Below are 22,643 nucleotides of genomic sequence, written 5' to 3'. Positions count from 1 at the left end.
TAAATGGCTGTTTTTCTTTCACTTCCTTTTAATTTAAGTCTGCTTAAATGTCATTCTGACTCAGATTATTTGTAAATACTCAGTGATTTTAAGCAATTATCCGGGCAATGCAAAAGCTTGTGAGGGAGAAAGCTGCCACAAATTCTGATTAATTTTTTAAATACTCAGATATGGCGTAAATCAACAATAATCACTATTTTTACGAATTAGAGCCACTAACTCTTTTTAGTAAATCACAGTAAACCCATCATGGAAAACCAACAAGACGACGCCTTACATGAACAAATTGCGGTAGCGGGGATGTATGAGAACTGGTTCCTGGAATATGCCTCTTATGTTATTCTTGAACGTGCCGTACCTGCCGTAGAGGACGGATTAAAACCTGTACAACGTCGAATTTTACATGCCTTGCGTGAAATGGACGATGGCCGCTTCAACAAAGTAGCCAATGTTATCGGACAGACCATGCAGTATCACCCGCATGGGGATGCTTCTATCAATGAGGCCATGGTAAACATGGGGCAGAAAGATTTGCTGTTCGACTGTCAGGGTAACTGGGGAGATGTGCGCACAGGAGATGGTGCGGCAGCGGCCCGTTATATCGAAGTCAGGCTTTCCAGATTTGCCAATGAAGTAGTTTTTAATAATCAGACCACCGAATGGCAGCTTTCGTATGATGGACGAAAGAAAGAACCGATTTCCCTGCCTGTAAAATTCCCCTTATTGCTTGCTCAGGGCGTAGAAGGTATTGCGGTTGGTCTGGCCACTAAAATTATGCCTCACAACTTCTGTGAGCTGGTGGAGGCATCTATTGATATTCTTAAGAATAAAAACATTGAAATTTACCCTGATTTCCAAACCGGAGGAGCTATTGATGTTTCGATCTATAACGATGGACAGCGTGGCGGTAAAATCAGAGTAAGGGCGAAAATTGAGGAAATAGATAAAAAAACACTGGCAATCAGGGAAATCCCGTTCTCTACTACTACGACCAGTTTGATCGATTCGATCATTAAAGCAAATGATACCGGAAAAATCAAAATCAAGAAAGTAATAGATAATACGGCCAAAGATGTTGAGATTCAGGTGCAATTGGCTCCCGGCACTTCACCGGATGTAACAATTGATGCCCTTTATGCCTTTACCGACTGTGAAATTTCCATTTCACCGAATGCCTGTGTCATTATTGCTGACAAACCACATTTCGTGGGTGTTTCGGATATTCTGAAAACCTGTACTCATCAAACCGTTCGTTTGCTGGAAAGAGAGTTGGAAATCCGCAAGGAAGAACTGATGGAAAAAGTCCTTTTCAGTTCTCTTGAAAAGATTTTCATCGAAAACCGGATTTATCGCAAAATTGAAGAATGTGAGACTTTTGAAGAAGTCATAAAAACAGTAGATGAAGGTTTGGAACCTTATAAAGCTGATTTTTACAGAGAAATTGTAGAAGATGATATCCTTCGTTTACTTGAAATCCGAATCAAAAGAATTTCTAAATATGATAGTTTCAAAGCAGATGAGCTGATGAAACGTCTGCAGGAAGAATTGTTGGAAGTTGAAGACAATCTTGCCCATATTATCAGATATTCTATTGACTATTTTAAAGATTTATTAAAGAAATACGGAAAAGGCAGGGAGCGTAAAACTGAAATCAGAAACTTTAATACCATTACCGCCGCAGTTGTGGCAGCCGCAAACCAGAAACTCTATGTTAACAGAGAAGATGGATTTATCGGTTATGGCCTTAAAAAAGATGAATATGTGATGGATTGTTCGGATATCGACGACATCATTGTATTCAGAAGAGACGGACGTTGCCTTGTCACTAAAATACAGGATAAGGTTTTTGTAGGTAAAGACATCATTCATTGCGCAGTCTTCAAAAAGAATGATGACAGGAAAGTGTACAATCTCGCCTATTTTGATGCGAAAACAGGTGTTTCTTATGTAAAAAGATTTAAGGTAACTGCCGTAACCCGTGACCGGGAATATGATTTAACCGCCGGGAATCCGAAATCCAAGATTACTTATTTTTCTGCCAATGAAAATGGTGAAGCTGAAATCATACAGATCAATCTGACGGCAAGCTGTACGGCCAAAATCAAGCAGTTTGATTATGATTTTTCTAAACTGATGATCAAAGGAAGGGATTCATTGGGGAATGTGCTAACCAAATTTCCGGTAAGAAAAATTTCCTTGAAATCAGCGGGAGTTTCTACCCTGGGAGGAGTGGATATCTGGTATGACAGCACAGTAGGACGATTAAACCGTGATGAACATGGCAGATACCTGGGTAATTTTAATGCCAAAGATAATATTCTGGTTGTTTATAACGACGGACAGTATGAACTCACTAATTTCGAACTGACAAATCGCTATGAATCAAAGGAGATTTCTGTATTAGCGAGATTTACTCCGGATAAAATTATCACCGCAGTTTACTATGACGGAGGCTCAAAAACATATTTTGTGAAGCGATTCCGTATAGAAACCACCACAATTGACAAAAAATTCTTGTTTATTTCGGATGAAAAAGGATCCAAGCTGATTTCAGCATCAATAGATCTTTATCCGAGAATAGAACTTTCCTTCAAAAAAGATGAAAAAAATGCTGTTTTGGAGAAAGAAGAGATTAATCTGGATGAATTAGCTGAAGTGAGAGGCTGGAAAGCACAGGGTTCTAAACTGACCGGATTTAAAGTTCAGCATATAAAAGTACTGGAACCAAGATTGGTAACACCAACAGTTTCTGAAGCGACAGAAGAGCAGGAAACAGAAAGCACTGCTGAAGAACAGGAAATTGAAAACGACTCCGCAGTAAAACTAACTCCACCTGAGGAAATAGAATTTCCGGATTCGGGTGAGACCGGAACAGGAGAACAATTAGGATTATTCTAAGTTGGAATTTTCAGGAACGGAGATAATATCATTTCAATCTGATTTTGAACAGGATATTGTTTAAGGAACGACACAGATTTAAAATGTTTTTTGTAAATTCATTTAAGTGTTGTAATCTGATGATTCTGACCTGAAAACCAATGAGATACACATTAGAAATATCGCTGCAAAACCCCTATGATATCACCAGATATGTAAAAATACTGGTGAAGGGCGTTATTGCGGCGTTTTTTCTGATTGTAGGTGGGATTCTGATCTGTAATATCTGGATTGTCATTTCCACTTCCGGCAGGAACTATTACGACATAGATAAATTACCATCCAATGATGTAGCGCTTGTTTTAGGTACCAGTAAATATGTGTACAAAGGGAAGGAAAATTTGTTCTTTAAACTTAGAATGGAGGCTGCCGCCCGTTTATACAAAGAAGGAAAAGTGAAATTTCTGATACTGAGTGGTAATCATGATTCTGTGTTTTACAACGAACCTGCTGATATGAAAAAATCTTTGCTGGCATTGGGTATTCCGGAAGAAGCAATGGTGCTGGATTTTGCAGGTTACCGGACCTATGATTCGATTATCCGCTGCAAGGAGATTTTCAAACAAAGCAGATTTACAATTATTTCCCAGCCTACCCATAATGCCAGAGCATTGTTTCTCGCCAAGGAACTGGGCGTAGATGCCGTAGCATTTGCAGCGCAGGACGTTCCCGGAGGTTATTCTTTCCGTACCTACCTGCGTGAATACCTTGCCAGACCAAAAGCTATTCTTGATGTATATCTCCTTGACAGATCAAGGTATGAGTCTAAAAGAGCCTCCCCGGTTCAGCAAAGAATCATTCATTACAAATAAGCCCCCTGATCTTCTTCAATTACAATAAATAAGGTCGAAATTTTGAAATCAGGAAAAATGTTCTGTTATTTCAAATAAAAAACACTTTGTCAGGTATCCGAAGATATCTTGCCCGATTCTCTTCCAAAAACATGATTTTATCTCAAAAATTACAATTTGAAGTAGCAAAAGACTTTTATCTTACCGCAGATGTGTTCGGAAATGCAGATAATCCTCCCGTAGTGCTTTTACATGGAGGCGGACAAACCAGGCATTCCTGGGGAGATACCGCCGCAAAATTTGCCGGACAGGGATATTATGCTATAGCTTTTGATGCCAGAGGACATGGCGACAGCAGTTGGTCTGAGGAAGGAGCCTATCGTATTGAAGACCTGGTTAAAGACCTGAAATCTTTGATTGCCAATCTCAAAGGTAAACCCGCATTGGTTGGTGCTTCACTCGGAGGTATGACTTCACTGGTTGCAGAAGGAGAAGCGGAGGAATCAATCTGTTCTGCCCTGGTTTTGGTAGATATTGCGCCTAAAACCGAGCAAAAAGGAATAGAAAGAATATTTGCATTTATGTCTTCAAATACACATGGATTTGCATCTCTGGATGAAGCAGCTGAGGCTGTAGCGGCATATTTGCCTCATCGGACAAAACCGGAAGATCATTCCCGGCTGGAGAAAAATCTGCGGTTGAGAGAAGATGGAAGATACTACTGGCATTGGGATGTGCAAATGCTTAAATTATGGAAAAGCCTTGGACCGGATCAAATGACCCGAAATGAGGAAAGAATGTATGAAGCCGCTAAAAAGCTGAATGTTCCGACTATGATTGTAAGAGGAGGGATGTCGGACGTTGTTTCTGAGAAAATAATGGCAGAGTTTCTGGATGCTGTTCCGCATGTAAGAAGTGTGAACGTGTCTGGTGCAGGACATATGGTTGCCGGAGACTCGAATCACGCATTTACCAATGCGGTACTTGATTTTTTAAGAGAAGTTTATCCGTCGGGTAATCTCAGTTAGCAATAGATTGTGTAAATTCCCCATAGCTATGATATTAAGTTTTACCTAATTTTTAAAATGAAAAATAACCCTAAGATTTTAAACGCCTGGTGCATGTATGACTGGGCAAACTCCGTACATGCTCTGGTAATCGTTTCCAGTATTTTCCCGATTTATTTCAGCAATACCGCAGTAAATGCCCAGGGAGGAGAAATTGTTGAATTTCTCGGATTTAATATCAAAAACTCCGCACTTTTTTCACTTACTGTTTCTGCTGCTTTCTTATTAATTGCCTTTTTAAGCCCCGTTTTTGGTGCTATTGCTGATTACAGCGGAAGGAAGAAATTATTCATGAAAGGATTTGTTTACCTGGGTTCGGTTTGTTGTTTGCTTTTGTACTTTTTTAACCGGGACCATCTGTATCTGGGTGTATTTGCCTTTATGTTTTCATTGATCGGATGGAGTGGAAGTATTGTTTTTTATAATGCCTATCTCCCCGAAATTGCAACAGAAGACCGATTTGACAAACTGAGTGCCCGGGGTTTTACGATGGGTTATATCGGGAGTGTTTTGCTGTTGATTTTTAATCTTACCATGCTGACCATGCCGCAATGGTATGGAGGTATTTCGTCAGGAACCGCTTGTAAAATCTCATTTCTTACAGTTGGTATATGGTGGCTTGGTTTTGCTCAGATTCCGTTTCATTACCTTGAAGACAAGAAGGTCAGTAACGGAGAAAGAAATAAAGACTGGATCTGGAATGGTTTTAAGGAATTGAAGAAAGTATTTGCCCAGTTGAAACAAATCCCGATTTTGAAAAGATTCCTCCTTGCATTTTTCTTCTACAATATGGGAGCTCAGACGGTTATGTATTTAGGAACGATTTTTGGAAGCAGCGAATTACATTTACCTGACAATTCCCTGATCGTGACGATATTACTATTGCAGATCCTTGCAATTTTCGGGGCCTATGTTTTTGCCAATTTATCTGCGAAACTTGGAAATACTAAAGCGTTGATGCTTATAGCGGGTGTTTGGGTAGTCATTTGCATCTGTGCTTATTTTGTCTATACAGAAATTGAGTTCTATGTACTGGCTTCAGCAATCGGACTGGTGATGGGAGGTATTCAATCGCTTTCCCGATCTACCTATGCCAAATTATTGCCGGAAGAAACAACCGATACCGCCTCATATTTCAGCTTTTATGATGTAACGGATAAGATTTCAACCTTTCTGGGAACCTCGATTTTTGGATTGGTAGATCAGGCCTTTGGAATGCGGAATAGTATCCTGGTACTGGTTCTGGTATTTTTTGCGGGAGTGCTGATGTTAAGCAAAATCCCTTCTCAAAAAACCTATAAAGTTGTTTTGCCGGCATAGAGCAGACCGTTATATTTGCAGTTCCCGGTAAAAGGGTTGTTAGCTCAGTTGGTTTAGAGCGCCGCCTTGACAGGGCGGAGGTCGTGGGTTCGAATCCCTCACAGCCCACTGGAAAATATCGAAATCCTGTTTAAATCAACGATTTAAACAGGATTTGCTGTTTTATACTCATGTTGTCATTATATCATCAATTCTGAATAAACAGTTGATAATAAATGTGTTTCGATATTTTAGGAGTTCGACTCCCTTTCTCTGTTGTAAGAACAAACAAATCAGTTTTTATGGAACGAAAATCAAGAATTAAAATAGAACGAAGCCAAAAAGATTTGGATCAGAGAATAACCGATTTCCATGCTCAAAATGAAGAGGAAAGGCTTTTATAAATCTTATTATTGAAGTCATTGTTCAAGCGACATTAAAAGAATACTATGAAACAATGGACGACATTGAGGTATAGTTTAACAACTCATCAAACATTACTTACTTTCCAAGTTTCTTGAAGGTATTTTCTAAATCCCTGAATACTTTATTAATATCATTTACACCTTTTCTTGCAGAACGGTTATTATCGTTCAATTGGATATTGGTTCCACAAGAACACTTGATAGTTTTCCGGTTTATTGCATCTTGAAGCGTAGCAATATGCTTTCTTCCACAATCACATTTAACGTCTATTTTTTCTTTGCTTAAATCAAACATGGTTTTTACTTTTCTAAATTAGAAAATATAACAGAGCTGCAGAATGCAGCCCTGCTATTCTTGAAGCTACTTCTCTTTAGTAACCCCCTTGAAAGGTTTGTCATCAGATTTGCCATCCATAAATCTACCTGTGTTCGTATCGCGTTTTACCCAAGTCTCAGTTTTAGGATTGTAGGTCTGCGATCTTTCTTTTACTGCTCCATTGCGGTGACCATCACCGACTTTTCCATTCTTTGCCATAAAGCGTTCTTAGTTTTTTAAAAATGATTAATTGTAATTGTACCTCTTCCACGGGATTCTTGATGGATGCACATTAGCCAGGAATTTTATGATATCAGTTCTTCCCTGATAAGTAGGTACGCCTCTTGACCCTTGTGCCATTAATATTATTGGCATACCGGGAAAAATGCTGCGAAATCCTTGCCTTGCATCATCACATTCCATAGAACTATTAAGTACATAAGGTTTTACCACTACGATAGCGAAGGTTACTCCTTGCTCTTTTACTACGGCTCCTTCAAATTGCATCTTAAATAATTTGAAAAGTGAAAAAATATTATCCTTTTACATCACGGAGTTAGGATAACTAGCCGGTAAGGTGTATTGCTATTGAGTATGAAGAAAGGTTTTGTAAATCAAAGTAAACAATTACCTTTGCAATCTGTTATAAAAACAATAACATGGAATGCCAAAGGGTTACCAACCCCGTTAAGCCACCTACAGCTTTAATACATTCCTGATTTAATCGATGCCTTTGAAGTTGCCGCTTCTTAGGCATTTTTATTTATGGTATCTCTAATGTTTTAATTTATCCGTTTAGTCTGATTCTTACTTCTTCTTTTATTTTCACATTGCTGTGAATGAAACTAAAATTGTTAAGTAACTGCGTTACTTCATTGTAAATGTTGCCTTTCTTTTTAGTATCCTTAATGGTGACAATTAGGCAAAACTCCTGGCTTGGTATTATCTTCTGCATGTCGCATTTTGTTTCTGTAAAATGCCTAAATAAACCTTCCAACTTCAAATACCAATTTTTAGGGGCCTTTAAATACTTCTCTTTATTGGCATTGGTAAAATCATCAAAATTTACACTCCATTTTTTTACCGGCTGGTACTTATCACCATAAGAAACAAGCATCCTTTCTGTAGCAAAAGGGGTAGAAGTATCTTGTGCTGCTTTCTTGCTATACACTGCGGTAGCCAAAACGTTTTGTCTACCATCTGCACCAATTGGATTTTTAATTGTCGGCTTTGTGGTATCTCTTTCTACTTTATCATCGTAGCTACCAAACATCACATCAATATTCGACTGGCAGTATTCGGCACCTTGTGATACTTCCAGGATAGGGGCGGTCACTAACGTAACAGTAACTTCACCATAGAAATAACCGTCCTCGTCTATCATGGATTGCGGAAAAGGAAAGTCGAGAATATCTATAAAATTACCCTTTTCCAAAGTGTCTTGCAGAATTAGTGTTATTTCATTTGGCTGGTTAAAAAGTATATCATTAATATTTGATGGTAAGCCAAATCCAGCACCATTAAGTTTTTCAGCTATAGACATTTGCATTTCTTGAGGATACCTAGCAGAATGAACTATTAGTGCTTTAAGCAACAATGGGTTGAATTTTTCATTTAGCATAGAATCAAGCCCTGCAGCAATTGCAGACACACGTGGAGTAGAAAAGCTGGTGCCGACATTGTTTGCAATGCTACCATCAGGAGCGAATGATTTTACCGTGTTGTAAACCGGATTATTTCTATGATCTAACCCTGCATTGCCACCCATATGTACGACATCTGGTTTAATTAAGTAAGATGGACCGGGTCCCATCCTGGAAAAAGGCGAGGGGTGATATTTTTCAGATATATCTGTCCCGTTTTTATCATGTGTCAATGAACCAACTACCAAACCACGAACAGTATCTGCAGATTTAGAAATTCGGCTTTTAGGTGCCGCCATTTTAAAATTCTCACAATTTCCGGCTGATTTACATATTAAAACATCATGCTGCTCCTGAACTTCATCCAAGGCTTTCGCAAAATCAGAAAACTCATATAAATCTGCTTCATTCCTTGTGCCTAATGAGAGGTTCCATATTTTAATCTCATCATTTTTACTAATAGCCTCCCTTATATGCTCAATCAATTCATCTTCATAAATTTTTTGCCTGCGTATGTCTGGCATTACAATTGCTTCAAATAATTTACACCCATCAAATCCTGTATAATTCATTCCTTCTAATTCATCACCATAAATAAGAACACCGGCAACAAAAGTGCCGTGTCCTTTATTTGTATCGTCTTCATGATATTTGGTAAAGCTCTTGTTATGAAGCCAAGGTGCCAAATGAGGAATATTTGCGATGCCGGTATCGAGCACACCTACAATTGGATAAGTCTGCCCCGCTTTGGGTTTCTTAATTGCTATGGTGTTGTCCTCTGTTAGTTCATCCAAAGTAATGTCATAAGCAGGCATTTCAGTAACAAGCTGAACGCCATCGAAATCCTTTAACTCATCAAATGCATCGGGAGTGACCTCAGTCAGTCTATAAATATTCAACTCCGCGGAATAAGATGCACGTTCACACTGGATGCTTTTTTCTGCACAAAAACCTTCAAAAAGTTTTATTAGGATGGCATTCAAGTCACTATTTCCATAATTAAACAATTTAACTTTAAGAATGGTTTCGTTATCAGGTTCAACATCAATCTGTGGTTTAAATTCTTCGGCGTTGGTAATTGCCGACAACCCAACAATTGTAGTAAAACTTGGAAATGCGTTGTCAGCATTTTCTAACTTTTTACGAATTGCCTGAATATCGGATTGGCCGTCAATCTTAACAAGTATTTCATCCTCTCCATATATGCCAATTAAGTTTATTTTTCCCGTATTAAATATACCGGCGATTTCCTTTCGATGGGATTTAGCAAGCGCTTCTTCATTTACCTTTAACTTGATTATTGAAGGGACATAATTATTTCGTTCTACTTTATTCGCTAAAGCCCCCGAAATGTCAGAAAGCACTTCATTGACATACTGAGCTTTTTCTATAATAGTATTGACGTCCGCCCATTTCGGTAACTTTCTTTCACCGCCACCCTCAGTGTCCATTTCATCTTTCTGCCTTTTATGGAAGAATTTTATTGGAAGATTTTTTTCTGCCATGACTTAAGGTTGTTTGTTTAAATAATTTCTCACCTGCCTAAGCGAAACTTTCATTCTTTCTGCTATAGCAGCTTGTGGTATTCCGTTCTCGTTAAGAAATTCAACTAATTTGTCAACCGTTAAATCTCCATGATTATTAAATTCAAATAGCTCTACCAGTAGATCTTCGTATGCAAGTATTTCTTTGCCATTAATAATAGCCTGGGCTTTAGCATTATTAATAATCCCTTTGATGTCAGAGGGTGTTTTGCCTTCCATTAACCTAATCAATTTGTCTTTCCTTTTATCATCCTCAACAAAATCAGTATTAAAACCATCGGTGAAGGTTTTAACTAATGCCGAAATTTCTGCGTCTTGTGGTGTGCCGATTTCAATAACAGTGTTGAATCTTCTCCAAATTGCTTTATCTAATAATTCAGGATGATTGGTGGCAGCAATAAGAATGTTATGTTTTGCAAACGCATCAATGTTTTGCAAAAGGCTGTTAATCACCCTTTTTAATTCTCCTAATTCATATTGGTCGTCCCTGGCTTTAGCAATCGCATCAAATTCATCTAAGAAAAGTATACAGGGTTTATTATCTGCAAATTCAAAAATTTTCCTGATGTTTTTTGCTGTATTACCTAACAGGGAGGAAACAATTGCATCAAATCTCGCAACAACCAATGGTAAACCTGTGCGTTCTGAAATGTGTTTTGCAACAGTAGTTTTTCCGCAGCCTGGCTTTCCATACAACAAAAGGGTATTTGACATTTCAACACCGCCTTTTATCAATTGGCTTTGATGCTTGACCATGTTGATAAAATCTTCAATTTTGTTATCTACCAATTTGGGTAACACAATTTGAGTATGCTCTTTTGAAGGCACCTCAACATCTACAATATTCAATCTGCTTTCCTGGTCTACCGGTGTAGTCAATAATTCGTCCATAGTTACTGTTGTAGCAGGACCATTGTCAATAGCTCTTAAAATCATTTTAGCCATCTTATTGTCGCCATCTTTATCAAGCTTATCAGCCAATAGCTTAGAATAGTTGTACACCTTTTTGGGGTCCTTAGCTAACCCACCCTCGATTATTCGTAATATTTCAGTATGCATGGCGCATTATTTTTTTCAGTTTGTGGTACAAAAATAATATATTTCGTAATAAAAAACAAATAAAATGAAATAATTTATCAATAAATGTATTTTTAATACATTTTGTCGTATTAAAAGTCGTTACTCAGTAACATTTTGGGGCAATAGTGAATTTTAGTGCACAAATTGACAGGTTTCAATACGTTAGCCGAGCTATAGCCTTTAGGCCAAGGCTTTAGCTTCTACAAATCTAAGTTATATTAGCGGATGCAAAATATAAGGAAGGGTACTCATAGCGTTCATCAATTGCAAGTACATTTGGTATGGAGTACGAAGTACCGATACAGGGTCTTGCAGGGAGAGATTCAGGGAAGATGTAGGGATTTAATCCGTCAAACCTGTGATATAGTTTGGATGTTCAGATATTAAAGGGCGTGGTGAGTAAAGATCATGTTCATTTGCATGTGAGTTATGTTCCAAAATTATCAGTGAGTGATTTGGTGAGGTGCTTAAAGGGTCGGAGTGCAAAGATATTACTGGAGGAATATGGGGAGTTGCGCCGTCGGTACTATGGGGGCCATTTCTGGGGATAGGTTATGGAGCCTGGAGCACAGGTAATATAACAGATGAGATGGTACAGGAGTATTTGGAACATCATAGGGATGGTCCGAATAGCGACCAGAATTTCATTCTGGAATAATTTTAATAAGCTTTTAGCTTAAGGTTTTTAATGGGCCTCTGGCCCACACCTCCAGTGGCTTTAGCCAATGTTCTTCAACCTATGGGCTTCCGGCCCAAAGTCTTTGAGTTTCAGTCATAAACCAACCTATGGATTTTCAATCCATAGTATTTCAGTATATCGTACCTGACAGATAAATATTTGCAACTTGATATATTTGCCTGATAGGAATCGGCAACAACGTCAATGTATTTATAATCAATTATTTAATACCATCCAAAAACGTCAGAAGAGGTATCAAGTGTTCGATTATACTCCCTCACAGCCCACCTTGTTATACAACAGCCTGCTAAAACATCTGTTTTTAGCAGGCTGTTTTTTAAAAACTAATCTAGAATTTTCTTTGGCAACTATTGAGATCAGTTTTGGCGAGGAAATTTTTCTTAAGAGCTGATCTCAAGCTTATATCCTTTGCCGCGTATAACAGCAATTTTGATATTCGGATCAGATTCCAGTTTTTTTCTGAGTTTTGATATGAACATATCCAGGCTGCGCCCCACAATAACACCTTCATCTTCCCATATCTCTTTTTGCAACCGGCTTCTCTCTATAGTCTGGTTAGGAGATGAAGCGAAAATGAGCAGCAGACGGGTTTCTGTTCTGGTCAGGTCTATAGTATTTCCATTTACGATAAGCCTGCGAGCCACTGCATCAAACGACATCGACCCCAAAGTGAACACTTCAATATGCTGATTGTCAGGTGAAACTCTTCGAGGTTTAACCAATCTGAAAAAAACAAAACCAATAAATGCTAAAAATGACAGGCTGCCTAAAAGATATCCTCTCTTTGCTGTATTTATTCCTGCCGGTTTAAATTTAATGCTGATAATGTAACATCCTTTGGGTTGCACTCTTCCTCTGCAGGCTATAATATCATCTTTTTTATTGTTGGATATGGCGTATCCATAGGCTACACTGGAGTTGCCACAGTTCAGAACATTAACAACATAATCACTTGCGAGCGGGTCATTGGCCAGCAAACGCCGGGTAGTATTTACCAGGGAGTCCGGTTGAAAAGAGAACTCATTCTCAAACCTTATCTGGTACTCATTTTCCGCAATCTTTTTTACCGGAAGTACCCTTGATTTATTGTCGCCCGACTGTGTGAGCAGTTCATCTCCTATCTTCCGGAGCAAAACGGCTCTTCTGGCGATAGCAAAGTCATCGCTTCCGGTCATACTGAAAGCTACGCATATTCCTGAGATAAACACAAGTAGTATCAATCCGCACAGGTACTTGCGTTTCCCGGAAAGTAAATTTCGGCTGTTAAACATACCATTTACAATTTATTTACAAAGGTTACATTTTTATTTACAATCTAAGTTTCTCAGGCTGAAATGTATCAAAGTATTTTTGTTGCATCAACTTTACAAAGAATATGAAAAAGACAAAAAGAGCCTTAAACGCATCTGATTTATCAGGAGATAGATCTATTTTAATTAAACCTGCAAAAAATATGAAAAAAGTTATTTATGCGCTGATCTTACCGCTGGTTGTGGTAAGCGGACTCGTATTTGCTAATCGAGGAATTGAAACTTCTGAAAGGCCAATCCCAAAGCCACTCTCTGCTGCTGAAATGAAAGCCGAACGGAAAAAATGGGAAGCCTCCCCTGATGGTATAATGGTCAAAAAATGGAAAGAGTCTCCCGCAGGTAAAAAGGTGTTTGACAGTGCTGCTAAAATAAGTAAGCATACAAGAACTTTTACCAATATGGAGGCTGTTGTAACCTCGCTTTCTCTTCCGCCAGGCTCACGATTAGGTTTCGGAGTGATGGCCAGGATTAATGGTGACGATTATATTGTAAAATTTGAGCCGGAAAAGTCTCAGCTTGAGCAATTGCATAGCCTGAAAGTTAACGACAAAATAATTATACGAAGCCATAACGTATCGTACGCACCCAAATATTCATACCCGATAGTATCGGGCGAATATGTAGAACGGGATAGTAAAGTAATTTTTAAACGTGTCCCCCGCAAAGGCGGTTGCTGAGCAAATAAATTACACTTATATGCCTTGTTTCCGGTGCTTGTTTGTTATGCCTCTTATGGTCAAAGACAAGCTGAACTGTATAAAGATAATATCAATTACAATATCAAAGACACAGTCACTTCCAACGGGTCCGCCACCAGGGTTCGTAATATAAAGCAAGACTGAAAAGGTACTATTTGTTTGCTGCATCATTAGGCGATGTTTTTCGATACAATTCAAAAGAAGTATCAGGTGTTCAACTGTAATCCTTCACAGCCTATCTTTTCATATAATAGCCTGCTAAAACATTGATTTTTAGCGGGCTATTTCTTTTGTATTACCTGCAATTCAAAATGGTCTGTATGGATTCTTTGTAATTATTTAAAAATCAGATAATTATAAAATTTCGTAACTTCGACTCCCTTCTTCATTTGAAGTTAAAACACGTTTGGTTAGTGATTGTAACGAATGCCACCATTACCACTGAACTTCCCGTCGTTATACCCGATTAAAAAAAAAGCAAATATATTTGCGCAACTAAAAAGTTGCATATATATTTGCAACCTAAGGGTTGCTTAATTAATAATCAAGAATGAAACAAGATATATTCCAGGCCATATCAGACCCGACACGCAGGGCTATTTTAACATTAATCGCTATCCAGGCATTAACACCAAATGCAATGGCGGAAAAATTTGATATGACCCGTCAGGCAGTATCAAAACATATTAAAGTATTACATGAATGCGAATTAATTAAACCCGAGCATAGAGGCAGAGAGATTTATTATCACTTTAATGCAAAAAAAATGCAGGAATTTGACAACTGGTTAGCCCAATTCAGGCAAAGCTGGGAAATTCAGTTTAATCAACTTGACGAACTATTATCAACAATTAAAGAACAGAAAAGATGAACAACGATTTGCTATTTGATTTTAATGTTGACAAAACAGCGAAAACGATATTTATAACCAGGGAATTTAATGCCGGACTTTCTTTAGTATGGGATGCTTTTACCAAGCCGGAACTACTTGACCAATGGGGAGCACCTGCACCAATGCGTGCCAAAACAAAGTATATGGATTTTAAAGTCGGAGGACAAAGGTTTTATGCCATGATAAGCCCTGACGGGCAAGAGCGCTGGGCAATTCAGAGATATACATCCATTACTCCGAAAACAAATTTTAAAATGTATAATTCTTTTGCAGACAAAGACGAAAATCCGGAATTGCCGGGTTCGGAATGGGATTATATTTTCAGCGAGCAAAATGGCAGAACAAAAGTAAATATCACCATTTTTAATGAATCGTTTGAAAGAATGGAAAAATTATTGGAAGGCTTTACAATCGGATTTACCATGACATTAGAAAACCTGGAAAATCTGTTGACGACTTTATCGCAGAAATGATTAGTCACATTGCAAGGGGAATGACGAATAACCTGAACAGAAAAACTTAAAAACCTAAAAATAAAATCATGAGAACAATCAATCCGTGGATCAATTTCAATGGAAATGCTGAAGAAGCATTCACTTTTTACAAATCAGTTTTTGGCGGAGATTTCACAAAAATCGTTCGTTTCAAAGATCTGTCGAGCCCTGAATTTCAGGTAGGAGAAAACGATGCAAATAAAATAATGACCATTGTGTTGCCTATAGGAAAACACAATGTGTTAATTGCCAATGATGTTCCGGAATTTATGGGATCTGTAAACGAAAATGAAAACAGGTCCAAAATATTAATCAGTGCAGAAAGTCGTGAAGAAGCAGACAAATTATTTAACGGATTATCAGCAGGTGGAAATATTGAAGGGCCCATCGACGATAGTCCCTGGGGTACATACGCCGGAATGTTCAGAGACAAATACGGTATTGAATGGATTGTGGAATTTGACCCGGCTTATAACGGATAAATTTAAATTTTTAATAAGGTATTTAATCGGGATGCATATCCTTTGTTAAAAGCGATAATAAGTCATTTTTCAGACTTTTTATCGCTTTTTAGATGATATTCTGTCATCTAGACCTAGACCTCTGTCTTTTCCTGCAAATCTTTTATCCCCCATTGTTGAATATCCAGAATAACTGAAAGCACATCGTTGCCATAATCTGTCAGTGTATATTCGACACGGGGAGGTACTTCTGCGAATATTTTTCGCTCAATCAGTTTGTCTTCTTCAAGTTCACGCAGCTGGTTAATTAACATCTGTTTGCTGATTTGAGGAATGGCCTTCTGCAATAAACTGAACCGATTGCATTTTTTACTGATCCCGAAAATGACCAGTGCTTTCCACTTGCCGCCAACCAGGTTAAAAAAGTGAGTAACTCCACAATTTAATGGGTTGTAATCCTTATTCTTCCTTTTGTTTTCCATTAGTCTATAATATTGTACTATGCAAATTAATATGGACTATCTATTCAGTTTAGACAAATGTAGTACTTTCGACCTGTTAAAACTTCTGATACGATAAAGAGAATAGAAATTCTTTTGTTGTCAGCTACATTTTGTACCACTTCAGACAGTTTTATACCACAAAAAAACAATCAAAAAATAAATCCTATGACAACAGAAGAACTAAAAAAATATTCATTAGGAAAATGGGAAAGTATTACACCGGAAATACGTCCGAGCAGCTCTAAAAACAATGACGGGACACTTAGACCATTTTATCTGTCGAGAAAATTCACTGGTCTGGCAGATGACAAATTTGAGCTGATTGTCACCACTTTTGCAGATCCGTTTGGTAAAGTACCATTAGCACAAATGACACTCAGAGGTCATATGGAATGGAAAGGAGACCATCCGATTGCCCAGAGTGCGCAAAAAGTAAACTTTTTCGCTGATGAATCGTATGAACTGACCCCTCTTTTGCAAGGATTCGCAGACGGTATGAATCAACTCGCCGGCGAGGGTTTTGAAAAATGGGAAGTCAATAAAACTCAAAGTATTTTTAAGAAGAAATTTCCTCCCTTCGGTTTGCTTGATGGGCAGATTTTTGTTGAGTATGACCTGATTTATATCTGCAATGATATGATGTTTTGGGGAGCGCGTAACATAGATGGCCGGGGCTTTGATACTGAAGAAAACCGCCCGACAAACCTGCAAATTCCTTTAGTGAGGCAGAAGTAACTCCTAATAAAGACGATAACCCCTCTAAAAGCCCCATTTTTGGGCTTTTTTTTTGAAAAACCTCATTTTACCTTTCCCTGAAGCTAGACCCGAAAGTAACTTCCTGAAGAATCTTCCCGACAATTCTTAACATATTATTTAACAAAATTATTGAAGATCCGGCAAACTTAATATTATCTTTGTTGCTAAGATATTTAGATAATAAGATAAAATATGGATAACGATCTGATTAAAACAATAAGAAAACAAAGTCAGCTATATGCGTACACTTCTATCCAGATGCATGAGGCTGTTGCCCGAAAAGCTAGTCTTTCAGGAACTGACCATAAATATCTGGGATTTTTAATAGAAAAAGGACAAATGACGGCAGGGGAGCTTTCAAGTCTGACAGGACTGACCACCGGAGCGGTTACGGGTTTGATAGATAGATTTGAAAAGAAAAATCTGGTGAAAAGGCGATTTGCAGAAGACGACAGACGGAAGGTTATTATTGAACCAAACACCGAAAATATCATGACGCTTTTTGTCCCGCTTTATAAAGAGTTTCGGAATAAGACAGAAAATTTAATTGCCTCATTTTCAGAGGAGGAAATCAGGGTTATTGATGCATACTTTTCGAAAGCTATTGAAATAATGAATGAAACAACCAATGACCTCAACAGCAAATAATTGTAAAAATGAAAACTAGCAGTCATTATATTCTGGATTTTCAGGAAATCAATCATACGAAACTTGCAGAAGTAGGAGGGAAAGGCGCAAACCTTGGGGAACTGAGCCGTATTGAAGGAATCCTTGTGCCGGAAGGCTTTTGTATTTCTACTGAAGTTTTTAAACGAGTCATAGAAGACACACAAATGATAACTGAGTTATTGAATCAGTTATCATTACTGAAAACCGAAGACAGACAGAAAATTACTGAATTGAGTGCCAGGCTTCGCAAGGTGATTGAAGAGATAACCATTCCTCAGGATATTTATGATGAAATCTCACGCCATTTTTCAGGGTTCGGAGAAAAAAATGCCTGGGCGGTGCGTTCCAGTGCTACTGCGGAGGATTTACCGGCGGCTTCTTTTGCTGGCCAGCAGGATACATTTCTGAATATCATCGGGAAGGAAGCAATCTTCAGACATATCAGCAAGTGCTGGGCTTCATTATTTACAGACAGAGCAGTAATCTATCGTTTACAAAATGGATTTGACCATAGAAAAGTCCGTTTGTCTGTGATAATTCAGAAAATGGTTTTTCCGGATGTATCAGGAATTATGTTCACAGCAGATCCGGTTACTTCAGATAGAAAAATATTATCTGTTGATGCCAGCTTTGGATTAGGAGAGGCATTGGTTTCCGGGCTTGTAAATGCTGATAATTATAAGGTTCGTGAGGGAAAGCTTATTGAAAAGAAGATTTCTGCCAAGAAATTGGCCGTTTATGCGATAAAAGAAGGTGGTACGAAAGAACAGGAACCAGATTTTGAGCAGCAGAACAGACAGGCTTTAACGGATGAGCAGATTTTACAGCTTGAACACATAGCAAGAAGGATTGAAGCACATTTCGGCCAGCCGCAGGACATAGAATGGTGTTTGTCGAATGATACATTTTACATAGTACAAAGCCGGCCAATCACTACTTTGTACCCGATTCCTGAGGTGAATGATGAGGAAAATCATGTATATGTTTCTGTTGGTCATCAACAGATGATGACAGATCCTATGAAACCATTGGGATTGTCTTTTTGGCAACTGACTACTTTCCGTCCAATGTTTACCGCCGGAGGACGGTTGTTTGTCGATGTATCTCCAAATCTGGCTTCACCTGCTTTGAGAAAAATGTTGTTAGATACGCTGGGCAAATCTGATCCGCTCACGGAAGATGCACTTATGAAGATCCTGGAACGGGAAGATTTTATAAAACAGGTACCGGATGATAATCCTGACAAAAATAATAAGGTAATGCCATTTTTTGGAGCTCAGACACCAATCGAAAGCGATCCGGCAATTGTCTCTGATTTAATCAGCAGCAGCCAGGCATCTTTAGAAACATTAAAACAAAACATCTTATCGAAATCAGGACCGGATTTATTTGATTTTATACAGGAAGATATTCAGGAACTCAGGAAGAATCTGTTCAGTCCGCAGAGCATGAATGTAATCATGGCCGCTATGAATGCTTCTGTCTGGATCAATGAGAAAATGAACGAGTGGCTGGGTGAAAAAAACGCGACAGATACTCTTTCACTGTCAGTTCCCAATAATATCACCTCTAAGATGGGGCTGGCTTTATTGGATGTTGCAGACGTAATTCGTCCTTATCCGGAAATAATAAGTTTTTTGCAGCAGACCAAAGACGATAATTTTTTGGATAAACTGGTTCAATTTAAAGGAGGACCGGAAACCAGAGAAGCAATCAGCGATTTTCTCAGCAAATACGGAATGCGATGTGCCGGAGAGATTGATATTACTAAAACCCGTTGGTCTGAAAAACCCTTAACGCTTGTTCCCGCAATGCTCAGTAATGTTAAAAACTTTGAGCCTGATGAAAGCAAAAGAAAATTTGAAAAAGGGCGACAGGATGCTTTGAAGAAAGAACTTACATTGCTGGATCAATTGAGGCATTTACCGGATGGTGAACAAAAAGCGGCCGAGGCAAAACGCATGATCGACCTAATTCGAAATTTTGCGGGTTACCGGGAATATCCTAAATACGGAATGATTAATCGCTATTTCATTTACAGGAAGGCTTTACTGAAAGAAATCGAACAGCTTCGGAAGGCTAAGGTTATTCATTCTGCCGAGGATTGCTACTATCTTAGTTTTGAGGAACTTCGTGAAGTAGTACTGACAAATAAAGCAGATTATCCGCTCATTAACCAACGAAGAAATGCCTTTCATGTGTATGAAAAACTAAATCCGCCACGTGTGATTACTTCTGATGGTGAGGTTATTACGGGTGTTTATAAACGTGAAAACCTTCCGGAAAAAGCTCTTACTGGTCTGGCTGTTTCCTCCGGAATTATTGAGGGCCGGGCACGTGTCATTTTAAAGATGGAAGAGGCTGACCTGAAAGAAGGAGATATTTTAGTCACTCCTTTTACTGACCCGGGCTGGACAGCTTTGTTTGTATCTGTAAAAGGCCTGATTACGGAAGTGGGCGGACTGATGACTCATGGAGCAGTGATCGCCAGAGAATATGGCTTACCGGCCGTAGTAGGAGTGGAACATGCTACCAAGCTGATCAAAGACGGGCAACGGATCCGGGTGAACGGGACGGAAGGATATGTAGAAATACTGTAAGGTATATGTAGAGTGGACAGAATACTTTGCTGTCCTTAAATGGTTTAAGCTAAAAGTCTTCAGCTCAGATTTTCCAAATATAGTAAAAACGGGATGCAAGTTTTATTTCAAATCCCGTTTTTATCTGATAAACACAACACGGTTTTAGGAGTCTTTTCAGGTAAAAGTTGCAGTCTACTGCTTTGCTTTATCTAACCATTCATCAATACTCCATTTATAATGACTTACCGTTGCTAACAAAAAGGCTGAAGTAATATCTACAAATACAGCATAGTTTAAAGGAGCTTTGATTCCGAAAGAATAAGTCATTGCCAGTGCAAATCCTAAGGTGACTAAAGCAGAACCAATAGCCGCAAGTCTTGTCTTATAGCCTGCAATAAGCATTAAAGGCAGGATAATTTCCAATGCTGTTGCTACGATTCCCAGCAAAAGTGCAAAGGACGCCGGAACAAAAGAATTAACCTGTGCATTGTAGGCGACAAAATTTCCCCAGTTTCCCCAGCTTACATTCGGTTCTCCGGGATTTCCCCATAAACCGAATCGATCGGCAACTGCAGATAAAAAGTTGGCAGAAGTGGCTAAACGTAATAATAATACAGCCAGATTTTGATATTTTCCCATAAACTTGAAATAGTTTGAACTTTTATGATCAGGATAGTTTGAGTTGATTTATCCGACAAAGATCAGGCTTAATTCATCTGAATTTCTTGAACCAGATCAAGAAATTATAATTTATTAAACACATTATTTGCTTCCGAAAAATAGCGTTAACAGAAAATAACATAATAGTTAAACTGTCAGAATATGAAGGGAAACAGATTGGATTTTGGCACATCAGCAAAAGAGGCAGCTATGTCCAGCTACCTCTTTTGACAGATATATTACCTGAAACTACTGTATTTTGCAGGATGAAGCCTGATCGTTCAGGCCTGCCAAGGTTATAAAGTTTGCATTGTCCGCGGTGAGAGTCCATGAGGTTCCTCCAAAATTGTCATTCTGGTAAATAATTACTGTCCAGCCTGCCGGAATTTTAATAGAAGAAGCCCAGTCGTTTACAAATCCGTATGACTGTAACTGTGATAATGTATAATTTCCCTTGGGAATGAAAGAGGTAGAGGCTCCGCCATAATTACTATTTTGGTAGAATTTCACTCCGGTGCTTGTTCCGGTGCCTAATCCGTTTTTGATGGCTGTGGCATATTGCGCAGCTTTTCCATTATTCACAAAATCATCATACAGCCACATAAAACCTCCGGTGATGCCACAGGAATTTTTCCAGCCTGTGATTTTTGTCTGAACACCGGAAGGTGTATAATTACTGTCCCAAAGACCTGGATGAACAGGGATTGTGCCGAAATTCCAGCCGGAGCAAGGACTGTTCCCGGATCCGCCGGAATAACACTGTAAATGAACCTGATCGATGGTATTGGCTCGCTGGTTATTTACACTGGTGGCAACACCGGTCCAGAAAGTAGCATTTGTGTAAGGATCCAGGGCTACATTATATCCTAAATTTCCTAGCATTACACATAATTGAATCATGGTGCTTGAATCATAGCAATTTTCATCATCCAGGTCTATCGCATCGGCCCCCGTTGCTGTTTTTAAAGCCTGAAAGTTTTTATAAAGAATACTGGTCGGACCTGTTCCCTGCGCATTGATAATATCCCGGATATTCTGAAAATCTCCCACATTTGATGAACCGATGCTGAAAGTTACCCGATTAACGGAAGTCGTACCGGTTTTCAGACTCAGCATATCATTCGCAAAATTAGGATAAGTGCTGCCTCCTGTATAAGAGCCGTTGGAAGCGACAGGAAATTCTCCGTTAAAATTCAGATCGCCATTGGTTTTAACCTGAATATTCCAGACTACCACTTCGGTAAACCCTGAGGCTTTTAGTTCGGGAATGGTAACGGTTCGGTTTTGGTAAATTGGCCCACCGCCAAAAATTGTTGCAGCGGGTGTGGTGACTTTGCTCGAAGAAGGACTGCTTTTAAGCTGGCTGTCATTGTTTAATGCTGATATTTCCTGTTTTGAACAGGCTGAGAAAAGAGAGAAAAACAAGGCACTGAGGCAAACTAAAGAGAATGGTGCTTTTTTCATAGTCAGATGATTTGAGATATTGAAGGATTTATTTGATTGTTGAATGTTCGATGAAATCAGCGGATTTAAGCCTTTAAATTCCGGCCTCGGCTGAGAAATAACTATCCCGAAAATTTTATAAAGTCATTGATCAATCCGAATGGCAGATTTCTTTGCATTCTGATTAGCCTGAGGTTGGGTTAATTTTTATAGAATTAAATGTGGTAAGGATGTTATTAACGAAGATTTACAGATAGAACAGTTTAGCCTTGTTCTGCTGAAAAAAAAGAGTTTATTCAGTTTTAGCGTAGATTATTTAGTTTAATTGATGATTACGTTGTTTGTAAATGTATAATTAAATTTCTTAAAAACC

Annotated in this window: 20 protein-coding genes, 1 tRNA gene and 1 pseudogene; 13 read left to right on the top strand and 9 right to left on the bottom strand. The window is 38.6% G+C overall.

All coding sequences use genetic code 11. From position 1 onward, the window contains the following. Positions 1-249: 249 nt before the first annotated feature. The 5 genes from BM179_RS21435 (at position 250) to BM179_RS21415 (ending at position 6,223) form a co-directional block, all read left to right on the top strand. Positions 250-2,898: a DNA gyrase/topoisomerase IV subunit A gene (locus BM179_RS21435; RefSeq protein WP_092019221.1), complete on the top strand. Its 2,649-nt coding sequence runs from the start codon at positions 250-252 to the stop codon at positions 2,896-2,898. 140 nt (positions 2,899-3,038) lie between these two features. Further along, on the top strand, positions 3,039-3,749 hold the full coding sequence (locus tag BM179_RS21430) for a SanA/YdcF family protein (protein ID WP_092019220.1): 711 nt from the start codon (positions 3,039-3,041) through the stop codon (positions 3,747-3,749). Positions 3,750-3,880: 131 nt separating this feature from the next. Then, positions 3,881-4,756: an alpha/beta fold hydrolase gene (locus BM179_RS21425; protein WP_092019219.1), complete on the top strand. Its 876-nt coding sequence runs from the start codon at positions 3,881-3,883 to the stop codon at positions 4,754-4,756. 57 nt (positions 4,757-4,813) lie between these two features. After that, a complete protein-coding gene (locus BM179_RS21420; protein ID WP_092019218.1) occupies positions 4,814-6,115 on the top strand; it encodes an MFS transporter in 1,302 nt (433 codons plus the stop codon). Positions 6,116-6,148: 33 nt separating this feature from the next. Then, a tRNA-Val gene (locus BM179_RS21415) sits at positions 6,149-6,223 on the top strand. Positions 6,224-6,595: 372 nt separating this feature from the next. Here the strand turns inward: BM179_RS21415 and BM179_RS21410 are convergent. The 5 genes from BM179_RS21410 to BM179_RS21390 form a co-directional block, all read right to left on the bottom strand. Next, positions 6,596-6,814, bottom strand: coding sequence for a hypothetical protein (locus BM179_RS21410; protein WP_092019217.1), 219 nt, complete (start codon positions 6,812-6,814; stop codon positions 6,596-6,598). A 66-nt stretch (positions 6,815-6,880) separates the two neighbouring features. Beyond that, a complete protein-coding gene (locus BM179_RS25420) occupies positions 6,881-7,054 on the bottom strand; it encodes a hypothetical protein (RefSeq protein ID WP_092019216.1) in 174 nt (57 codons plus the stop codon). 27 nt (positions 7,055-7,081) lie between these two features. Continuing rightward, a complete protein-coding gene (locus BM179_RS21400; RefSeq protein ID WP_092019215.1) occupies positions 7,082-7,342 on the bottom strand; it encodes a hypothetical protein in 261 nt (86 codons plus the stop codon). A gap of 280 nt (positions 7,343-7,622) precedes the next feature. After that, positions 7,623-9,983, bottom strand: a complete 2,361-nt coding sequence (locus BM179_RS21395) for a S8 family peptidase (RefSeq protein WP_092019214.1) — start codon at positions 9,981-9,983, stop codon at positions 7,623-7,625. A 3-nt stretch (positions 9,984-9,986) separates the two neighbouring features. After that, positions 9,987-11,003, bottom strand: coding sequence for an AAA family ATPase (locus BM179_RS21390; protein WP_218159267.1), 1,017 nt, complete (start codon positions 11,001-11,003; stop codon positions 9,987-9,989). 324 nt (positions 11,004-11,327) lie between these two features. Between BM179_RS21390 and tnpA the strand changes: the two are divergent. After that, positions 11,328-11,760 (top strand): annotated as a pseudogene (gene tnpA / locus BM179_RS21385) (IS200/IS605 family transposase). Positions 11,761-12,182: 422 nt separating this feature from the next. Here tnpA and BM179_RS21380 read toward each other — a convergent pair. After that, positions 12,183-13,073 carry a winged helix-turn-helix domain-containing protein gene (locus BM179_RS21380; protein ID WP_092019212.1) on the bottom strand — a complete coding sequence of 297 codons (891 nt, stop codon included), beginning with the start codon at positions 13,071-13,073 and terminating at the stop codon, positions 12,183-12,185. Positions 13,074-13,177: 104 nt separating this feature from the next. On the opposite strand from BM179_RS21380, the gene BM179_RS21375 reads away from it, so the two are divergent. The 4 genes from BM179_RS21375 to BM179_RS21360 all read left to right on the top strand — a co-directional run bounded on the left by BM179_RS21375 (position 13,178) and on the right by BM179_RS21360 (position 15,678). Further along, positions 13,178-13,789 carry a hypothetical protein gene (locus BM179_RS21375; RefSeq protein WP_229633009.1) on the top strand — a complete coding sequence of 204 codons (612 nt, stop codon included), beginning with the start codon at positions 13,178-13,180 and terminating at the stop codon, positions 13,787-13,789. Between the two features lie 571 nt (positions 13,790-14,360). Next, positions 14,361-14,681 (top strand): ArsR/SmtB family transcription factor, encoded by a 321-nt coding sequence (locus tag BM179_RS21370; RefSeq protein WP_092019211.1) that lies wholly within the window; start codon positions 14,361-14,363, stop codon positions 14,679-14,681. Next, positions 14,678-15,175 carry an SRPBCC family protein gene (locus BM179_RS21365; RefSeq protein WP_092019210.1) on the top strand — a complete coding sequence of 166 codons (498 nt, stop codon included), beginning with the start codon at positions 14,678-14,680 and terminating at the stop codon, positions 15,173-15,175. The genes BM179_RS21370 and BM179_RS21365 overlap by 4 nt, the downstream gene beginning before the upstream one ends. Positions 15,176-15,243: 68 nt before the next feature. Next, positions 15,244-15,678, top strand: a complete 435-nt coding sequence (locus BM179_RS21360) for a VOC family protein (protein WP_092019209.1) — start codon at positions 15,244-15,246, stop codon at positions 15,676-15,678. A 113-nt stretch (positions 15,679-15,791) separates the two neighbouring features. Here BM179_RS21360 and BM179_RS21355 read toward each other — a convergent pair whose 3' ends face one another. Further along, positions 15,792-16,139: a winged helix-turn-helix transcriptional regulator gene (locus BM179_RS21355; RefSeq protein WP_092019208.1), complete on the bottom strand. Its 348-nt coding sequence runs from the start codon at positions 16,137-16,139 to the stop codon at positions 15,792-15,794. Between the two features lie 186 nt (positions 16,140-16,325). Between BM179_RS21355 and BM179_RS21350 the strand changes: the two genes are divergently transcribed. The 3 genes from BM179_RS21350 to ppsA all read left to right on the top strand — a co-directional run bounded on the left by BM179_RS21350 (position 16,326) and on the right by ppsA (position 20,185). Continuing rightward, positions 16,326-16,895: a hypothetical protein gene (locus tag BM179_RS21350; RefSeq protein ID WP_092019207.1), complete on the top strand. Its 570-nt coding sequence runs from the start codon at positions 16,326-16,328 to the stop codon at positions 16,893-16,895. Positions 16,896-17,108: 213 nt separating this feature from the next. Continuing rightward, positions 17,109-17,564, top strand: coding sequence for a MarR family winged helix-turn-helix transcriptional regulator (locus BM179_RS21345; RefSeq protein ID WP_092019206.1), 456 nt, complete (start codon positions 17,109-17,111; stop codon positions 17,562-17,564). A gap of 8 nt (positions 17,565-17,572) precedes the next feature. Continuing rightward, a complete protein-coding gene (ppsA, locus tag BM179_RS21340) occupies positions 17,573-20,185 on the top strand; it encodes a phosphoenolpyruvate synthase (protein ID WP_092019205.1) in 2,613 nt (870 codons plus the stop codon). 174 nt (positions 20,186-20,359) lie between these two features. On the opposite strand, the gene BM179_RS21335 is transcribed toward ppsA, so the two are convergent. Both BM179_RS21335 and BM179_RS21330 read right to left on the bottom strand, forming a co-directional pair. After that, entirely contained in the window at positions 20,360-20,806 is a 447-nt protein-coding gene (locus BM179_RS21335; protein WP_092019204.1) for a DoxX family protein, read from the bottom strand. A gap of 270 nt (positions 20,807-21,076) precedes the next feature. Then, the gene (locus BM179_RS21330) at positions 21,077-22,291 is read right to left on the bottom strand and encodes a beta/gamma crystallin family protein (protein WP_092019203.1); all 1,215 of its coding nucleotides are present in this window, start codon (positions 22,289-22,291) and stop codon (positions 21,077-21,079) included. Positions 22,292-22,643 lie beyond the last annotated feature (352 nt).

It is taken from the genome of Pseudarcicella hirudinis, assembly GCF_900115665.1.
Classification (GTDB): domain Bacteria; phylum Bacteroidota; class Bacteroidia; order Cytophagales; family Spirosomataceae; genus Pseudarcicella; species Pseudarcicella hirudinis.
Note: the sequence above shows the minus strand (reverse complement) of the source record. Positions and strands in the feature narration are given on the sequence as shown.